Source organism: Xenorhabdus koppenhoeferi, from assembly GCF_900116635.1.
GTDB lineage: Bacteria > Pseudomonadota > Gammaproteobacteria > Enterobacterales > Enterobacteriaceae > Xenorhabdus > Xenorhabdus koppenhoeferi.
Genome location: NZ_FPBJ01000017.1, coordinates 1 through 17168, shown reverse-complemented (window position 1 = coordinate 17168; position 17168 = coordinate 1). Strand labels below are relative to the sequence as shown.

At 42.5% G+C, this 17168-nt stretch carries 18 protein-coding genes, 1 tRNA gene, 4 pseudogenes and 1 other annotated feature; of the genes and pseudogenes, 12 read left to right on the top strand and 11 right to left on the bottom strand.

Going from position 1 to position 17168, the window contains the following annotated elements:
- Window positions 1-59: 59 nt before the first annotated feature.
- The 6 genes from BM329_RS07295 to BM329_RS15010 all read right to left on the bottom strand — a co-directional run bounded on the left by BM329_RS07295 (window position 60) and on the right by BM329_RS15010 (window position 5376).
- Window positions 60-923: a fructosamine kinase family protein gene (locus BM329_RS07295; RefSeq protein WP_092550993.1), complete on the bottom strand. Its 864-nt coding sequence runs from the start codon at window positions 921-923 to the stop codon at window positions 60-62.
- Between the two features lie 131 nt (window positions 924-1054).
- Window positions 1055-1951, bottom strand: coding sequence for a metal ABC transporter permease (locus BM329_RS07290; protein ID WP_092550990.1), 897 nt, complete (start codon window positions 1949-1951; stop codon window positions 1055-1057).
- Window positions 1948-2823: a metal ABC transporter permease gene (locus BM329_RS07285; RefSeq protein ID WP_092550987.1), complete on the bottom strand. Its 876-nt coding sequence runs from the start codon at window positions 2821-2823 to the stop codon at window positions 1948-1950. Before BM329_RS07285 ends, BM329_RS07290 begins: the two co-directional genes overlap by 4 nt.
- Window positions 2820-3731, bottom strand: a complete 912-nt coding sequence (locus BM329_RS07280; protein WP_092550984.1) for a manganese/iron ABC transporter ATP-binding protein — start codon at window positions 3729-3731, stop codon at window positions 2820-2822. Before BM329_RS07280 ends, BM329_RS07285 begins: the two co-directional genes overlap by 4 nt.
- The gene (locus BM329_RS07275) at window positions 3728-4642 is read right to left on the bottom strand and encodes a metal ABC transporter substrate-binding protein (protein ID WP_092550981.1); all 915 of its coding nucleotides are present in this window, start codon (window positions 4640-4642) and stop codon (window positions 3728-3730) included. Before BM329_RS07275 ends, BM329_RS07280 begins: the two co-directional genes overlap by 4 nt.
- Before the next feature lie 503 nt (window positions 4643-5145).
- Window positions 5146-5376: a transposase gene (locus tag BM329_RS15010; protein WP_245759030.1), complete on the bottom strand. Its 231-nt coding sequence runs from the start codon at window positions 5374-5376 to the stop codon at window positions 5146-5148.
- Between the two features lie 191 nt (window positions 5377-5567).
- On the opposite strand from BM329_RS15010, the gene thrS reads away from it, so the two are divergent.
- The 8 genes and pseudogenes from thrS to BM329_RS14810 form a co-directional block, all read left to right on the top strand.
- Window positions 5568-7496, top strand: a complete 1929-nt coding sequence (gene thrS / locus BM329_RS07265) for a threonine--tRNA ligase (RefSeq protein WP_092550978.1) — start codon at window positions 5568-5570, stop codon at window positions 7494-7496.
- Between the two features lie 3 nt (window positions 7497-7499).
- Window positions 7500-8039: a translation initiation factor IF-3 gene (gene infC / locus BM329_RS07260; RefSeq protein WP_092550975.1), complete on the top strand. Its 540-nt coding sequence runs from the start codon at window positions 7500-7502 to the stop codon at window positions 8037-8039.
- Between the two features lie 97 nt (window positions 8040-8136).
- Window positions 8137-8334, top strand: coding sequence for a 50S ribosomal protein L35 (gene rpmI / locus BM329_RS07255; protein WP_006118955.1), 198 nt, complete (start codon window positions 8137-8139; stop codon window positions 8332-8334).
- A 46-nt stretch (window positions 8335-8380) separates the two neighbouring features.
- Window positions 8381-8737: a 50S ribosomal protein L20 gene (gene rplT, locus BM329_RS07250; RefSeq protein WP_092550972.1), complete on the top strand. Its 357-nt coding sequence runs from the start codon at window positions 8381-8383 to the stop codon at window positions 8735-8737.
- A gap of 109 nt (window positions 8738-8846) precedes the next feature.
- Window positions 8847-8969 (top strand) — a sequence feature (Phe leader region).
- 86 nt (window positions 8970-9055) lie between these two features.
- Window positions 9056-10039, top strand: a complete 984-nt coding sequence (gene pheS, locus BM329_RS07245) for a phenylalanine--tRNA ligase subunit alpha (protein WP_092550969.1) — start codon at window positions 9056-9058, stop codon at window positions 10037-10039.
- Window positions 10040-10053: 14 nt separating this feature from the next.
- Window positions 10054-12447: a phenylalanine--tRNA ligase subunit beta gene (pheT, locus tag BM329_RS07240; protein ID WP_092550966.1), complete on the top strand. Its 2394-nt coding sequence runs from the start codon at window positions 10054-10056 to the stop codon at window positions 12445-12447.
- Window positions 12448-12451: 4 nt separating this feature from the next.
- The gene (gene ihfA, locus BM329_RS07235) at window positions 12452-12748 is read left to right on the top strand and encodes an integration host factor subunit alpha (RefSeq protein ID WP_038233943.1); all 297 of its coding nucleotides are present in this window, start codon (window positions 12452-12454) and stop codon (window positions 12746-12748) included.
- Between the two features lie 30 nt (window positions 12749-12778).
- Window positions 12779-13066: pseudogene (locus tag BM329_RS14810) on the top strand (IS701 family transposase); the annotation flags it as partial.
- Between the two features lie 21 nt (window positions 13067-13087).
- Here the strand turns inward: BM329_RS14810 and BM329_RS07225 are convergent.
- Window positions 13088-13246 (bottom strand): annotated as a pseudogene (locus BM329_RS07225) (transposase); the annotation flags it as partial.
- Here BM329_RS07225 and BM329_RS07220 point away from each other — a divergent pair.
- Window positions 13236-13928: pseudogene (locus BM329_RS07220) on the top strand (IS3 family transposase); the annotation flags it as partial. The pseudogenes BM329_RS07225 and BM329_RS07220 sit on opposite strands and share 11 nt — an antisense overlap.
- A 335-nt stretch (window positions 13929-14263) precedes the next feature.
- On the opposite strand, the gene BM329_RS07215 reads toward BM329_RS07220, so the two are convergent.
- From BM329_RS07215 to hspQ, 3 genes are all read right to left on the bottom strand, one after another.
- On the bottom strand, window positions 14264-14587 hold the full coding sequence (locus tag BM329_RS07215; protein ID WP_092550956.1) for an IS630 transposase-related protein: 324 nt from the start codon (window positions 14585-14587) through the stop codon (window positions 14264-14266).
- A 43-nt stretch (window positions 14588-14630) separates the two neighbouring features.
- Window positions 14631-15011, bottom strand: coding sequence for an ISAs1 family transposase (locus BM329_RS07210; RefSeq protein WP_245759029.1), 381 nt, complete (start codon window positions 15009-15011; stop codon window positions 14631-14633).
- Between the two features lie 191 nt (window positions 15012-15202).
- Window positions 15203-15523, bottom strand: coding sequence for a heat shock protein HspQ (hspQ, locus tag BM329_RS07205; RefSeq protein WP_177216211.1), 321 nt, complete (start codon window positions 15521-15523; stop codon window positions 15203-15205).
- A gap of 228 nt (window positions 15524-15751) precedes the next feature.
- Here hspQ and yccX point away from each other — a divergent pair, with 228 nt between their 5' ends.
- Window positions 15752-16030, top strand: coding sequence for an acylphosphatase (gene yccX, locus BM329_RS07200; protein ID WP_092550950.1), 279 nt, complete (start codon window positions 15752-15754; stop codon window positions 16028-16030).
- Between the two features lie 15 nt (window positions 16031-16045).
- On the opposite strand, the gene tusE is transcribed toward yccX, so the two are convergent.
- Entirely contained in the window at window positions 16046-16375 is a 330-nt protein-coding gene (gene tusE, locus BM329_RS07195) for a sulfurtransferase TusE (RefSeq protein ID WP_092550947.1), read from the bottom strand.
- A 182-nt stretch (window positions 16376-16557) separates the two neighbouring features.
- On the opposite strand from tusE, the gene BM329_RS07190 reads away from it, so the two are divergent.
- Both BM329_RS07190 and BM329_RS07185 read left to right on the top strand, forming a co-directional pair.
- Window positions 16558-16645, top strand: a tRNA-Ser gene (locus tag BM329_RS07190).
- Between the two features lie 183 nt (window positions 16646-16828).
- A pseudogene (locus tag BM329_RS07185) lies at window positions 16829-16999 on the top strand (Arm DNA-binding domain-containing protein); the annotation flags it as partial.
- Between the last annotated feature and the right edge of the window lie 169 nt (window positions 17000-17168).

Genomic DNA, 17168 nt, shown 5'->3' with positions numbered 1-17168 from the left:
TCAGAGTTAACAATAATCGTTTTGTGTTCATATATCATGTTGATGAGTATTTTTCATGATTATTCAGGTAAGATCTTATCAATAATATTTTGCACTACGATAAAGTTATCACCGCCAAAAAGGTTACATCGGTTCAGCAAATAATAGAGTTGGTAAATAGGTTGGCGATCAATAAAGTCATGAGGCAATGGCCAAATACTCTGGTAACCATCAAAAATTTGTAAAGGAAGATCTGGATAGAGAGGCAGCATCGCTAAATCACATTCACGATCACCCCAATAACAGGCGGGATCAAAGGTAACAGCACACTCGTTGTTCAATGATGCACAGTTTGTGGGCCATAAATCGCCATGAAGGAGAGAAGGTTGCGGGTGATGAGAGTGTAGTTTGTTACTGACTATCTCAACAATCTGGTTGATATCTCCAAATACCATGCCATTATCAGCTGCAAGTTGTAATTGCCAGCCAATACGTTTTTCTGCGTAAAATTGATTCCAGCGTTTCTGCCACCCATTAGGCTGTATGGTGGTGGCAAGCATGTTATCAAAATCAAAACCAAACTTAGGTTGCTCACTCCATTGATGCAGTTTGGCAAGATGTTGACCGAAACAGTATGCACTATGGGCATTAAATGACTTTATAGGCAAATATTCCAGCAAAAGGAAACTATAGTCACGATCGTGTCCTACACCGTACACTTTGGGTACACGGGTTGTTTTGCTGCGAGCCAATAATTCTAACTGTTCTGCTTCTGCTTTAAAAACCAGCAGCATTTCTTTCACGTTGGATTTGACAAAAATATGTTGTTCACCATATTCAATACACCAAGAACGATGTATATCACCTCCTGATAATTCCGTTTTATCGTGAATCTCAGCGTCACCAAAATGCTCACTTAATAGACGGTTCACGGTTTGCCACATGATTTACCTCATTAAGTTGACAATTGCTACATTCATATTACAGATAGATGCAGCATTTGAACAGGTTAAAAAGGACTTTAATGGCAATTAATAATGCCATATCCAAAATTGAATATGGCACTCTCTCTTGGTCAGTGTGATTTTTCTGGAATTGGCAGTGGTTGGGATGAAGTTTTTTCGGACGAACTCTTGTTCACTTTTTTGCAGGCCAATTTTATTTGGTTATAAATAAGTGCAGCTATGAAAATAATAGCTTGAATAATTACAATACATGGCCCCGTTTCACCATCAATATGGAAACTGACGATTGTGCCGAGTATGCTGGATGATACTGATGCAATCATTGCAACCACAAGCATACGATCAAAACTCCGGCAGAGAATGAAAGCGATAATGCCGGGTGAGATCAGCATGGCAATAACCAGAATGATACCGACCGCTTGCAGTGACGCAACAATTGTCAGGGCCAATAGAGACAATAAGCCATAATGAAGTAGCCTCACTGGCAAGCCGACTACTCTGGCCTGATTAGGGTCAAAGCAATAGAGCATAAAATCTTTTCGCTTCAGTAAGACAATGGTCAGTGTCACTCCGGCGATGCATAGTGTTTGGATCAATTCATTCTTAGTAATACCAAGTATGCTGCCGAATAAGATGTGTGTCAGGTGCTGGTCTGTATCTATCCGGGTAAACAACACTAAACCGAAGGCAAACATGCCAGAAAAAACGATACCCATGACAGTATCTTCTTTGATTCTGCTGTGTTCTTTCAAATATCCAGTGGCAAAAGCACAAAATATACCGGAAAGAAAGGCACCTATTGCAAGTGGTATACCTGCAACAAAGGCTAGTACTATACCCGGTAGAACAGCATGTGAAATGGCATCGCCCATTAACGACCAGCCCTTTAAGACTAGATAGCAGGAGAGCACAGCACAGACTGCACCTACTATGATAGCTGCAAAGATGGCACGCTGCATGAAATCATGCATGAAAGGTTCAGTGATTAATTCAATAAACGTATTCATGAGTGTCCTTTTTGAGTCAAGGCCAGAGATTCCTTTCTGGCTCGTTTGCGGGAAGCTAACATGCCGTGTTTGGGAGCAAAGAAAAACACCAGCAAGAAAATGACGGTTTGCATTGTAACAATTACTCCGCCAGTTGCTCCATTCAGAAAATAACTCAGATATGCGCCAAAACCACTGGTAAATGAACCAATAGCGACAGCAATGATTAGGAGATGTTTGAATCTATCTGTCAATAAGTAAGCTGTTGCCCCAGGAGTGACAACCATTGCTATCACCAAAATTGCTCCTACTGTCTGTAATGCAGCAACGGTGCAGGCACTTAATAATGTGAAAAAAATGATTTTTAACCGTAATGGTGACAGCCCGATAGACCGTGCATGGGTTTCATCAAAGAAAACAACCAATAAGTCTTTCCAGATCAGCATCAAGATGGCAAAGGAAACGGCGATAATAATTTCAACCTGTAAAACATCCTCATCAGCAATTCCCAATATATTGCCTAGAATAATAGTTTGTACATTCACAGATGTGGGATTCAAGGAAACTATTAATAAACCAACCGCAAAAAAGGTTGAAAATATAAATCCGATCACAGCATCTTCGCGTAATCGAGTGATATGGCGAACCAAGGTCATTGATAGGGCTGCGAGCATCCCGGTAAAAAAAGCACCTCCAGCATAAGGCAGACCCAGGGCATATGCACCTGCGACGCCGGGTACAACAGAATGGGAGAGAGCATCTCCCATCAGTGACCAGCCTTTCAGCATCAGATAAGCAGATAAGAAAGCACAGACGGCCCCGACGATTGAACTTACCCACATGGCCTTTACCATGTAATTGTAATTAAACGGCTGTAACAGTAATTCCATCATGGTTGGTTTCCCTTTTGTTTTTGACTTTGTCGTGGGGGAATATGATGGTTATGACCATAAAAGACAGCGGCACGTTCGTCATCAGTAATAACTGTCAGTGAGCGTGGGTCATCATCATCGTGCAGTTCAGGACCGGAAAGATTAATGTGACGCAAGACACCACCGAAGGTGATTTCCAGATTTTTTTGGGTAAAAGTGGTTTCAGTCCGGCCACTGGCCAGTACTGTGCGGTTGATCAGAATAACATGATCGCAAAATTCGGGAACAGTTCCGAGGTTATGAGTTGATACCAAAACTAAATGTCCTTCATCCCGTAATTCTCGAAGTAAGGTGATAATAGCATTTTCGGTTTTTACGTCTACGCCGGTAAAAGGTTCATCCAGCAACAGTACTTTTCCTTCTTGAGCAAGTGCCCGGGCTAAAAATGCTCGTTTTTTTTGTCCACCGGAAAGTTCACCGATTTGGCGATCGCGCAGCTCTGTCAATCCAACACGTTCAAGAGCTTCATTCACGATTTGATGATCACGTTTGCTGGGGCGGCGTAAAAATCCCATTTTTCCATAACGCCCCATCATGACAACATCAGAAACTAAAACTGGAAAATTCCAATCTACATCTTCAGTCTGTGGAACATATGCAATGATATTTTGCTTTAGTGCCGTTTTGACAGGTTGCGTATTGAGAGTCACTTTTCCTTGTGAAGGTGTAACTAATCCCATAATTGTTTTAAATAATGTAGATTTTCCGCTACCGTTCATGCCGACCAGAGCACAAATTGTGCCGCCAGTGATATCAAAACTGGCATCATAAATGGCAGTATGCCCATTGTTGTAAGTAACGGTAGCATTATCAACGACCAAATGAGGCTGCTCAAACAATGTCTGATGGTTTAATGATGAGCGATTCATTGATTAAATCCTTTTGCTATGGTGTCTACGGTAGTATTAAGCATATCAATATAAGTCGGCACAGGCCCTTTTAAAGCAGAAAGAGAGTCTACATAGAGTACTCCGCCGTAGTGGGCTGCCGTTTCTTTGCTCACTTGTTTCGCTGGCTTATCTGAAACAGTACTTTCACTGAAGACTACAGGAATTTTATAATCTCTCACTGTATCTATGACACGCCGCACCTGTTGAGGTGAGCCTTGTTCTTCTGCATTGATTGGCCATAAATAGACTTCTTTGAAGCCGTAATCTTGTGTGAGATAGCTGAAAGCGCCTTCACTGGTCACCAGCCAACGTTGTTCTGCTGGAATACGGGAAAGCCGTTCTCTAAGTGGTGTATCTAATTGAGCTATTTTTTCTGCATACACTTTAGCATTACGGTTATAAATTTCGGCATTCTCTGGATCGTGTTTGACGAGAGCTTTTCGAATATTTTCGATATAAATCAGTGCATTTTTAGGAGACATCCAAGCATGGGGGTTTGGGTTTTTAGTATAGGGACCTTCTCTAATTGGCAAAGGAATAATACCTTCAGTAATGATTGCCGCAGGTATATCTTTCATGTTCTCAAAAAAACGCTCAAACCAACGTTCAAGGTTTAAACCATTCCAAAGAATCAGATCGGCGCGTTGTGCTTTGATAATATCTTTTGGTGTAGGTTGGTAATCGTGAATTTCTGCACCGACTTTTGTGATAGATTCAACGATCGCTGCATCTCCAGCGATATTCTGGGCCATATCTTGAATAATGGTAAATGTCGTAACAACCCTGAACTTTTTATCTGCATGAGCTTGCTGACTGAGTAAAACTATTGTTAGTAGCGCAATGGCAAAACGAAAGAGTGGGAAAGCAGGAAGAGAACGTTTAGTGTTCATTATGGTAAACCTTACTGTTATACATAACTGTTATACATAAATTACTGATAATGATTATCAGTATCGTTTATGTAAAGTCAAGGTGGTATCGAATGAAATTGATGATGGATCTGATAGTCACCCCTTCATTTTATGCTGGTTCACATGACAGTAATGAATCTCATATGAACAAAAAAACAACACCTTATCCAGAGCTATAAAAAGTAAATTCATTAATTTATTTTGATAAGCAGTAAAAAAATATTTTTGGTTTATCAGTAAAATTATATAACCTTTATACGCAATTAACTTGAAGATGCAGGTTTTAAGGTCTGAAAATTATTAGTCAGCCGGGTAGCCAGTTCTTGTGCTTTTTTTGGCAATGCGAGATGTAAAAAATGATGAAGTGTTTCGCGGAACGTTTTTGCATCCGGAAAATAGACATTGTTGTGTACCTGCTCATTCGCGTACTTCCATCATTGTTCAATCGGGTTGAGGTTAGGGCTATAGGGCGGCAGGTAATGTCACTGAATATTCAGTACCTCGGCAAAAAACTGCCCTATTTCGGCGCGATGATAACCGGCCCTATCCAGAATAATATGAACCTTTTGAGAAAGCGGATAGGTTTCCCGGATTGCGCCGAAAAAAAGGATAACATTTTTCGCGTCAATCGTCGGATACTCACGAATAACCGTCTCATCATTACCAACCAATTGATCAGCCTGATTTAATGTCAAGATGAACTGTTTTAACATTTACTCGGTGTGATAGTATGCCGAACGAGTTGGAGCAAATGTACCGGGTACTTTTAAAAATTGTATCTTAACTGTGTACACATCTTGCGGAGTGAAGCAAGAACTTGTTTCTAACGTATTGTTTAAAAAATAAATTTTATTTAATGCAAGTGATCTTTCGTGTGGGTCACCACTGTAGATAAGGATTTTAAATGCCTGTAATTACTCTTCCTGACGGTAGTCAACGTCAATTTGAGCATGCTGTTTCCGTAATGGATGTAGCTCGTGATATCGGTGCTGGCTTGGCAAAAGCGTGTATTGCTGGCCGTGTTAATGGTGAATTGGTTGATGCCTGTGAATTAATCGAAACAGATGCCAATCTTGCTATTATCACCAGCAAAAATGAAGAAGGCCTGGAAATCATCCGTCACTCATGTGCTCACTTATTGGGGCATGCAATTAAGCAATTGTGGCCTGATACGAAAATGGCTATTGGTCCTGTGATTGACAATGGGTTTTATTACGATGTCGATTTGGACCGCTCTTTAACGCAGGAAGATATTGAGCTGCTTGAAAAACGCATGCTGGAACTTGCCCAAAAAGATTATGATGTCATCAAGAAAAAAGTCACTTGGCAAGAAGCGCGCGATGCATTTGCGGCTCGTGGTGAAGAATATAAGATGCAAATTCTGGATGAAAATATCAGCCATGATGATCATCCGGGACTATATCATCATGAAGAATACGTTGATATGTGCCGTGGTCCCCACGTACCTAATATGCGTTTCTGCCATCATTTTAAATTACAGAAAGTGGCAGGAGCATACTGGCGCGGCAATAGTGACAACAAAATGTTGCAGCGTATTTATGGTACTGCATGGGCGGATAAAAAACAGATTGGCGCTTACTTACAGCGTTTGGAAGAAGCGGCTAAACGCGATCACCGTAAAATTGGTAAGCAGCTTGACCTGTATCATATGCAGGAAGAAGCGCCAGGTATGGCTTTCTGGCATAATGATGGCTGGACAATTTTCCGTGAACTGGAAACTTTTGTTCGCACGAAACTGAAAGAGTACCAATATCAGGAAGTGAAAGGCCCATTTATGATGGATCGCATTATGTGGGAAAAAACAGGGCATTGGGAAAACTATAAAGAGAATATGTTCACAACTTCTTCGGAAAACCGTGAATATTGCGTAAAACCGATGAACTGTCCGGGTCATGTCCAAATTTTTAATCAGGGTTTGAAATCCTATCGTGATTTACCTTTGCGTATGGCTGAATTCGGTAGCTGTCACCGTAACGAGCCATCAGGCGCTTTACATGGCTTGATGCGTGTTCGTGGCTTTACTCAAGATGATGCACATATTTTCTGTACCGAAGATCAGATTCTGCAAGAAGTCAGCAGCTGTATCAAAATGATTTATGACGTATACAGTACATTTGGTTTTGAGAAGATTATTGTTAAATTATCAACTCGTCCTGAGAAACGTATTGGTACGGAAAAACAGTGGGATGAAGCAGAAGCTGATCTTGCTAAGGCATTGACCCAAAATGGTATTGAATTTGAATACCAACCGGGTGAGGGGGCATTTTATGGCCCTAAAATTGAATTTACTCTACATGATTGTTTGGATCGTGCGTGGCAATGTGGTACTGTGCAGCTTGATTTTTCACTGCCAGCGCGTCTGAATGCGTCATATGTGGGTGAAAATAACGAACGTAAGGTTCCTGTAATGATTCACCGTGCGGTTCTGGGTTCTCTGGAACGCTTCATTGGTATCCTGACAGAAGAGTATGCTGGATTTTTCCCAACATGGTTGGCTCCTCAGCAAGTTTTCGTCATGAATATTACTGATGGTCAGGCAAATTATGTACAGGAATTGGTAAAAAAACTTCAAGATGCGGGCATTCGTGCAAAAGCAGACTTGAGAAATGAGAAGATTGGTTTTAAAATTCGCGAACACACTCTGCGTCGTGTGCCTTACATGCTTGTTTGTGGTGATAAAGAAGTCGAGTCAGGAAAAGTATCTGTCCGTACTCGCCGTGGCAAGGATTTGGGCAGCATTGACATCAGTGAGTTTACAGAAAAATTGCTGACAGAAATACGCAGTCGCAATCTTCATCAATTGGAGGAATAAGGTATTAAAGGCGGAAAAAGAATTCAACCGGCGCGCCCAAATCGCATTAATGAAGAGATTCGCGCCTCTGAAGTTCGTTTAACTGGATTAGATGGCGAACAGATTGGAATTGTCAGTCTGAGAGAAGCTCTTGAGAAAGCTGAGGAAGCTGGTGTTGATTTAGTTGAAATCAGCCCAAATGCCGAACCGCCGGTTTGTCGTATTATGGATTACGGCAAGTTCCTCTATGAGAAGAGTAAATCAATCAAAGAGCAGAAAAAGAAACAAAAGGTTATTCAGGTTAAGGAAATTAAATTCCGTCCTGGTACAGATGAAGGCGACTATCAGGTCAAACTACGCAACCTGATTCGTTTTCTGGAAGATGGCGATAAAGCTAAAATCACCCTGCGTTTCCGTGGGCGTGAAATGGCGCATCAACAGATTGGTATCGAAATGCTTAACCGTGTTCGTGATGATCTGAGTGAACTGGCTGTTGTCGAATCCTTCCCTACGAAGGTTGAAGGCCGCCAAATGATCATGGTGCTCGCTCCTAAGAAGAAATAGTCAGGCAAACAAGTAGTAGGTTCCAGCCCAGAAATCTGGGTGGAGCCTATTCGCCTTACTAATTCGTTGTAATTAACAATGCGAAGTGGAAATTAAAATGCCAAAGATTAAAACAGTACGCGGCGCAGCTAAACGCTTCAAAAAAACCGCAAGCGGCGGTTTCAAGCGTAAGCACGCTAACCTTCGTCACATCCTGACTAAAAAATCAACTAAACGTAAGCGTCATTTACGTCCAAAAGGCATGGTCTCCAAAGGTGATCTGGGCCTGGTTGTTGCTTGTCTGCCATACGCATAAGCGATTTTTTTAGATTAGAACTCAGAAGAGACGATAGGAGAAGTATATGGCTCGCGTAAAACGTGGTGTTATTGCCCGTGCACGTCACAAGAAAATTTTAAAACAAGCGAAAGGCTACTACGGTGCTCGTTCGCGCGTTTATCGTGTTGCTTTCCAGGCTGTAATTAAAGCTGGTCAGTACGCTTACCGTGACCGCCGTCAGCGTAAACGTCAATTCCGCCAACTGTGGATTGCACGTATCAACGCTGCTGCACGTCAGAACGGTATGTCTTACAGCCGTTTCATCAACGGCCTGAAAAAGGCTTCGATTGAAATCGACCGTAAGATTCTGGCTGACATCGCTGTATTCGACAAAGTAGCATTTGCTGCTCTGGTTGAAAAAGCGAATGGCGCTCTGGCATAAGTCAGGTTAAAAGAGGGAGCTTGCTCCCTCTTTTACTTTTTCCCAAAATATGGCTTACTATTCGTCAAATTAACACTGGTCAGATCAGAAAGGATGCAGGAGAGAATAAAATGATGAGATTAGCCTTTTTTCGTTTCTTTTTTTACTTTAGCGCCTGAAATCAGGGGGCTTTGCGCGTAAGAAAAGACACGAAAAACAGCGCTTGAGCCTCCAGTGTGGAGGCTTTTTTATTTTTATGGCCTCATTAGGAAATAGTTTGAGGACATAGTCGAGTCGATAACAACTAAAGGGCCATCTGGCCAAAGGAAGAGGAAAACGATGTCACATCTTACTGAGCTGGTTGCAAAGGCAAAAGCAGCCGTAGAAGAAGCCAAGGATGTTGCCGCGTTGGATTTGGTGCGAGTTGAATACCTGGGAAAAAAAGGCCATTTAACCCTCCAGATGTCATCGCTGCGTGACTTAACCGCCGAGGAGCGCCCAGCGGCAGGGGCTGTTATTAATCAGGCAAAACAAGAAGTCCAAGAAGCATTGAATGCGCATAAGGCCAAGCTTGAATCAGATGTTTTGAATGCCCGCTTGGCAGCAGAAAAAATTGATGTTTCATTGCCTGGCCGTCGTATAGAAAATGGCGGATTGCATCCTGTTACCCGCACGATTGAACGCATTGAAACTTTCTTTGGCGAGTTGGGATTCTCTGTTGAATCTGGCCCAGAAATTGAAGATGACTATCATAACTTTGACGCTCTGAATATTCCTGCGCATCATCCTGCACGTGCTGATCACGATACTTTCTGGTTTGATGCAACGCGCCTGTTGCGTACCCAGACCTCTGGAGTACAGATCCGTACGATGAAAGATCGTCAGCCGCCAATTCGTATTATTGCGCCGGGACGTGTATACCGCAATGATTATGACCACACACATACTCCGATGTTCCATCAGATAGAAGGGCTGATCGTTGATAAAAATATCAGCTTTACCAATTTGAAAGGTACACTGCATGACTTTTTAAACAATTTCTTTGAAGAAGAGATGCAAGTTCGTTTCCGTCCTTCTTATTTCCCGTTCACAGAACCATCCGCAGAAGTTGATGTGATGGGCAAAAATGGTAAATGGTTGGAGGTTTTGGGTTGCGGTATGGTGCACCCTAACGTATTGAGCAACGTTGGCATTGACCCCGAAGTCTATTCTGGTTTTGCCTTTGGCATGGGAATGGAACGCCTGACCATGCTTCGCTATGGTGTTACAGATTTGCGTGCATTCTTTGAAAATGATTTGCGTTTCCTCAAACAATTTAAATAAGGCGGGTACATCTCATGAAATTCAGTGAACTCTGGTTACGCGAATGGGCAAACCCGGCCATTAGTAGTGAAGCATTGTCGGATCAAATCACCATGGCTGGTTTGGAAGTTGATGGTGTTGAAAAAGTGGCCGGTCAATTTCACGGTGTTGTTGTTGGTGAAGTTGTTGAATGTGGTCAACATCCAAATGCAGATAAATTGCGTGTCACAAAAGTCAATGTCGGTGGTGAACGCCTGTTAGATATTGTTTGTGGTGCGCCAAATTGCCGCCAAGGGCTTCGTGTTGCTGTCGCTACTGTTGGAGCTGTACTACCGGGTGATTTTAAAATAAAAGCCGCTAAATTGCGTGGAGAGCCATCAGAAGGAATGCTGTGTTCGTTTTCTGAACTGGGTATTGCTAATGACAATGATGGCATTATCGAACTGCCAGTGGATGCTCCGATTGGTACGGATCTGCGCGATTACATGAAGTTGGATGATAATGCGATTGAAATCAGCATTACTCCAAACCGTGCTGATTGCTTGAGCATCATGGGAGTTGCCCGTGATGTAGCGGTCATCAATAAATTATCTATGGTAGAACCGAAGATTGAGACGGTTAAATCAACCATTGATGCTACATTTCCTATTCGTGTCGATGCACCTGAAGCATGCCCTCGCTATTTAGGGCGCGTTATCCGGAATGTGAACGTTAAAGCGGTAACACCGTTATGGATGCGTGAAAAGCTGCGTCGTGGTGGTATTCGTTCTATTGATCCCGTTGTCGATATTACTAACTATGTCTTGCTTGAATTAGGGCAACCATTGCATGCGTTCGATTTAGAACGTTTAGATGGTTCAATTATTATTCGTTTTGCTGAGCAAGGTGAAAAACTTACACTGTTGGATGGCAGTGAAACCGAACTTTCTGCTGAAACACTTATCATTTCTGATGAAAAGCAATTAGTTGCTATGGCAGGGATTTTTGGCGGAGAATATTCTGGAGTTAACGCTGAAACTCAGCATATTATGCTGGAGTGTGCATTTTTTGCACCACTGGCAATTACAGGTCGCGCTCGTCGCTATGGTTTGCACACTGATGCCTCTCATCGCTTTGAACGTGGTGTTGATCCACAGCTCCAACATAAAGCGATGGAGTATGCCACTCAGCTGTTGATTGATATTTGTGGTGGTGAAGCGGGGGAAGTCGTTGATGCTACTAGTGACTCTTATTTGCCGAAACCAGCAACGATTACTCTGAATCGTCAGAAATTGGATCGACTGATCGGCCATCATATTGCTGATGAACAAGTAACTGACATATTGACTCGTTTAGGTTGTCAGGTAACTGTACACACTGATAGCTGGCAGGTTGTTGCACCTAGCTGGCGTTTTGATATACAGATTGAAGAAGATCTGGTTGAAGAGGTCGCCCGTGTTTACGGTTATAACAACATTCCTGATGTTCCGGTGCGTGCTGATCTCGTGATGACTGCACATCGCGAAGCTCATTTGCCGTTAAAACGAGTCAAAACAATGTTGGTGGACAAAGGCTATCAAGAAGCGATTACCTATAGCTTTGTTGATCCTAAGATTCAGCAACATCTGCACCCGCAACAAGAAGCATTGATCCTGCCAAATCCAATTTCGGCGGATATGTCTGCAATGCGTTTATCTTTGTTGACAGGATTATTGACTACGGTTGCATATAATCAAAACCGTCAGCAAAATCGCGTCCGTTTATTTGAAACAGGGCTGCGTTTTGTACCGGATGAACAAGCAGAACACGGTATTCGTCAGGAATTAATGCTGGCAGGCGTTATCGCAGGAAACCGTTTCGTTGAGCATTGGTCGATTGAAAAACAAGCAGTTGATTTCTTTGATTTGAAGGGTGATTTAGAATCTGTTTTAGAATTGACAGGTAAACTATCTAAGATTTCCTTTAAGGCAGAAGAACATCCACATCCTGCTTTACATCCTGGACAATGTGCTGGGATCTATCTGGAAAATAGTTACATTGGTTATATTGGCGTTGTTCATCCAGAACTGGAGCGTAAACTTGACTTAAACGGTCATACCGTGGTATTCGAGTTATTATGGTCTAGTCTGGTAGACCGCGTAATTCCTGAGATGAAGGAAGTTTCTCGCTTCCCGTCTAACCGCCGTGATATTGCTGTAGTAGTGCCTGAAAATGTAGCCGCAGAAGATATTCTGGTTGAATGTGAAAAAGTTGGCGTAAATCATATAGTTGGCATAAACTTATTTGACGTGTATTGTGGTAAAGGGGTCGCGGAAGGTTATAAAAGCCTTGCTATTAGCTTAATCTTGCAGGATACCATGCGTACACTGGAAGAAGAAGAAATTGTTGCGACTGTTAACAAATGCGTTGCTGCATTAGAACAGCGATTCCAAGCATCCTTGAGGGACTGAACTTATGGCGCTTACTAAAGCTGAAATGTCAGAAAATCTGTTTGAGAAACTGGGTATTAGCAAACGTGACGCTAAAGATCTAGTGGAGATGTTCTTTGAAGAAGTGCGTCGCTCTTTGGAGAATGGGGAGCAGGTTAAGTTATCCGGATTTGGCAACTTTGATTTGCGAGACAAAAATCAACGTCCAGGCCGCAATCCAAAAACAGGCGAAGATATTCCGATTACAGCTCGCCGTGTTGTCACTTTTCGCCCTGGCCAAAAGTTGAAAAATCGGGTGGAGAAAGCCTTACCCAAAGAATAAATACATAAAAAAGACCGCACAATGCGGTCTCTGGATCATTATGAAGTGCGGCAATGGCATAGCTGGTATCGGCACATTACCTTATCCCTATTGGCTCATGTGGTGCTGGCGGTTTTGCGAATACAGGAGAAAAAAACGCCGACGGGGCTGGTAGCCCTCAGCGTGGCGGAACTGCGTAAGCTGTTGTCAAAATTGTTGGAAAAGGCCGGGGAGATCGTCGAGCAGGTTTTACATTGGTCATCTTGGCGACGACGACATCAATACCATGCACAACCGTGTCATTATCGTCGCCGGGATAACCTTATGATTACAGAGTAGTTACGGCTGTAGTACTAGTGCCTATTCAGTATTTTTTCTGTGCAACAGCACGACAAGGAATGCCAGATTGACGAACTGAAGGCTGGTATTCAAATCCCTCTCGCAGTTCTTCCACAGCCGTCGACATTTTTCCAGCTAACCAAATGAACGTTCGACGACCCACCGCTTTGGTATCACACGACAAGCTTATTATCAGCAATGTCAGCGGGCAGTCATCAAAGAACAACAGGCCCAGGATGTGCTGAGGCAAGTGCAATCAATCCGCCTGAAGCAGCCCCGTATTGGCACGAGAAAGCTTCAGTACCTGCTCAACCAATCAAACCCATTAAAAATAGGCAGAGACAGTCTGTTCGATTTACTCAGGCCACATCATTTGTTGGTCAGACCCAGACGGGCTTACCACAAAACGACGCAGAGCCATCATCGTTTTCACTGTCACCCTAATTTACTTAAAGTTGGTCCTAATAAGATAATTCCAACAGGGCCAGAACAAGTCTGGGTGGCTGATATTACGTATCTCCCCGTGAAAACAGAGGAAGCGTATTTAAGCCTGATTACGGATGCCTGGTCGCGTAAAATCGTGGGGCATCATGTTCATAATAATTTAAGAACAGACGCGGTTATCAAGGCGTACAAGCAGGCCTTAAAAAACCGAAAATTAGTCGAGCAATCGCTGAACCATCACTCAGACAGGGGATTACAGTATTGTTCAAAACGCTATCAGGCGCTACATAAGTACCATGAAGTGATTTGTTCAATGACGGATGGCCACGATTGCTATCAGAATGCGTTGGCAGAGCATGTTAAGGGTATCCTGAAAACCGAGTTTTTACTCTGCAAACCGTCTGACCTTGAAGAAGCAATTGCGTCCACGAGTCCATTGACACAGAGGTATTTGACACCACTCTTAGTGTACGGATACAGCCCTGCATAGTACAAGCTATTGATAGGATCGAAGGCCCAGTATCTGGCATTACTCCAGCTAGAATAAGCACCTATAGGTGAATCAATATAATTAGACATAATTTACGTGCGTTATAAACAATTCCTCAATTGAACATCTTTCACGTCTTCTTATCGCTTTTACTTCAGCCCATTTGGGTTCGATAGGATTCAAGTCTGGGCTGTAAAACAATCTGTTTACCCGCGTGTTCATAGTGACGGATACGCTCGATAAATGCCTGACGGCGCTCACCGTCAGCATCGGGATGTTTTAGCGTTTTTTTTGACAGTGATATTCAGCCGTTTCAAGGCGTAATGGATAGCTGACTGTGTAACCCCCGGACGTTTTGCCCTTTCCCATTGATAGTCATCAGGATAATTTTGGACATCGATAAGGAGCGTTTCATCACTGATTTTAGTCGGTGGTTTATTACGCGTTACACAGGGTTCTATGTTGTCGCTCCACCGAAACAGGGTGCGGATAGCGACTTCAAAGTGGGCACTTGTTTGTTCGAACGTCAACGAATGCTTGTCTTTGTATGCCAGTACTCGCTTTCGAAAATCCAAATTGTATCCCATCTCGCTTTATCTCCTGTCATTTGAATTGAGATATTATGCTATATTAATATGATTCTGCTATAAGTGGGGATGATGAACGACGCAGGGTTTTGCCTTCAATGGCGACGATATCTTTTTCTATTCCTTGGGCCAGCGTAGATACCCAGGCGGTGAAGCCGTCGGCAAAAGCCTGAGTATCAAGTGCAGCAAAGACACGACCAAAGGTATCGTGAGAGGGAATACCATTGTTGAGATCAAGAAATTGGGTAAAGAAGTCCTGTTTAGATTCGCCAAATTCTTCGATTTCAACCCAACCTTCAGCACCACAAATCACAGCGCGGATGGCGATAGTCAGGATGTTTTCCAGACTATGCAGCTGATTTCGTTGAACACGAGAGTCTTCAAGTGAGGCAAAATGCTGTAACAAAGGGCTGACAGAGGACATAAGGATTGACTTTAAAAGCTGTATAACTACATGAAGCTCAATCTTTGTCAATGAATTTTAGATGCGATTGCCCTGTACTTACTCCCTTTGTCTTTTAAGCTGTAAATTTGTTGGCTACATTTTGAAATCCATTGGGTATATATTCACCACCTTATTGGAATGATTTGAGGACAACAATAAACTAAAAGCGTTTAATTTCGTAGTCGTGGAGTTTGCAATTGGCTTCTGATGGATTCGGCTAATTCATCCAAAGAAGGTTGCTCTGGATGATCATCTGATATTTCGTAAGTCAATTGTGCTTCTGCCAGATAAGTATGTACCGGCTGACCATCATCACCTTCCATCACAACGTGATACCACGGAGCCGAACGTAAGGTAGCATTAGATGCAATATCATTTTCCTGCGGTTGTTCTAAAGAATATTCAGCATCAATATCTACAACAACACCCAAATAACCCAGCAGACTGTGCCGTACTTGCTGGCCAATACCGAATTTGCTGGCGATCATCATAGTCACCTCCCAAGAAACCTTGCAATGATTCTTATATATAAGGACAGTAAGGTAAATTTCAAGCGCATACCCGGTAGCCGGAATTTTTGCATGATCCTCGAAATCAAGATAGCGGTGTGATCGCTACCTCATATTTTCAGGTTAGCTGCTGCGTATATAAAATACAATACCAAAAGTGGGTTTAACGTTTCAAAATTTTTACTATTTTAATTTAGGGAGAACCCAGTAATGACTAAATACAGTATTAACATTTATGTTTACGGTCGGGTTCAAGGAGTTGGATTTCGTTATCAAACATACCATTGGGCAAAGAAAAACAAGCTGGTTGGATATGTCCGCAACATGAATGATGGCAGTGTTAAAATTGTTGCTTGTGGTAATGATAGTCAAATCAAAAAGTTAACTCAATGGTTGGAGCAGAGTGGTCCACCCGGTTCCAAAATTGAGCATTTTCAATCACAGTTTTGTGAAATAGAAGAGATGCATGATTTTAGCATCCGCCACTAACGACGGACGCATAAATCAAATGCATTTAACAGGTTTCGGGAGACCTGCAATCTTTGTTGCTTGCTTTGCAGGTCCTTTGGGAAATAAACGATAGAGGTAACGGCTATTGCCTTTCTTCTCTCCATATTTTTGTAAAAACGCTTTAACTAGCATACGAATAGCAGGGGACGTATTAAATTCTTCATAAAATCCCCGCACAAAACGTATAACTTCCCAATGCTGTTCAGTCAGATTGATTGCTTCCTGTTCGGCAAGTAAAGGCGCCATATCTTCTTGCCAGTCACTGCTGTTTTTTAAATAACCTTGAGCATCCGTTTTGATCACACGACCTTGAAATATCAACATAACCTTTTAACTATCTAATAGCAATGACAGCAATTTAGCAAAAATCACCACTATTCCCAAGAAAGATTACCAAAAATGCTGAATAAATAGACCAACAGACAGCAATGTGAGTAATCTGACGGCAATTGAACAGATAAATGCTTTACATTGGTAACAGCGATGTTTATAGTGCTCGACATCGCGGAGGGGTGGCCGAGCGGCTGAAGGCAGCGGTCTTGAAAACCGCCGATGGGAAACCATCCGAGAGTTCGAATCTCTCCTCCTCCGCCATCTACACTTCTACTAGCATCTCCTCAAGTCTACTTTTCCCAGTAAAATCAAAGAAAACTCCCAAATTAAGCTCTACTGATGTCTACTAGCATCTATTGCAATGTACCCCAATCAGGGGGTATATTTTTGTACCCCCTAAAAAAATACCCCTATTACTGTGAGGGGGGCGAGGATGCTAGAAACATGAAACTAACAGCTCGGCAAGTTGAAACAGTAAAACCCCAAGATAAAGATTTTAAGCTATCGGATGGCGGCGGTTTGTATCTGTTGGTAAAGGTGAATGGCTCCAAATACTGGAGATTGAAATACCGCATTGCAGGGAAAGAAAAACTGCTTGCTATTGGCACTTTTCCGCCAACCAAAGGAAATATATTCTTTCTGCCTATGGGGAATCAGAAAGAAGAATAAGAGAAGCAGAGCGAAAAAAGGGTCGTGACATCAATCTATTGAATCATGTATAGTCTGTCTATTTGGAGAACATTCAAATGGCAAAGATTGATGTGACTTGCCCCTCTTGTTCTGC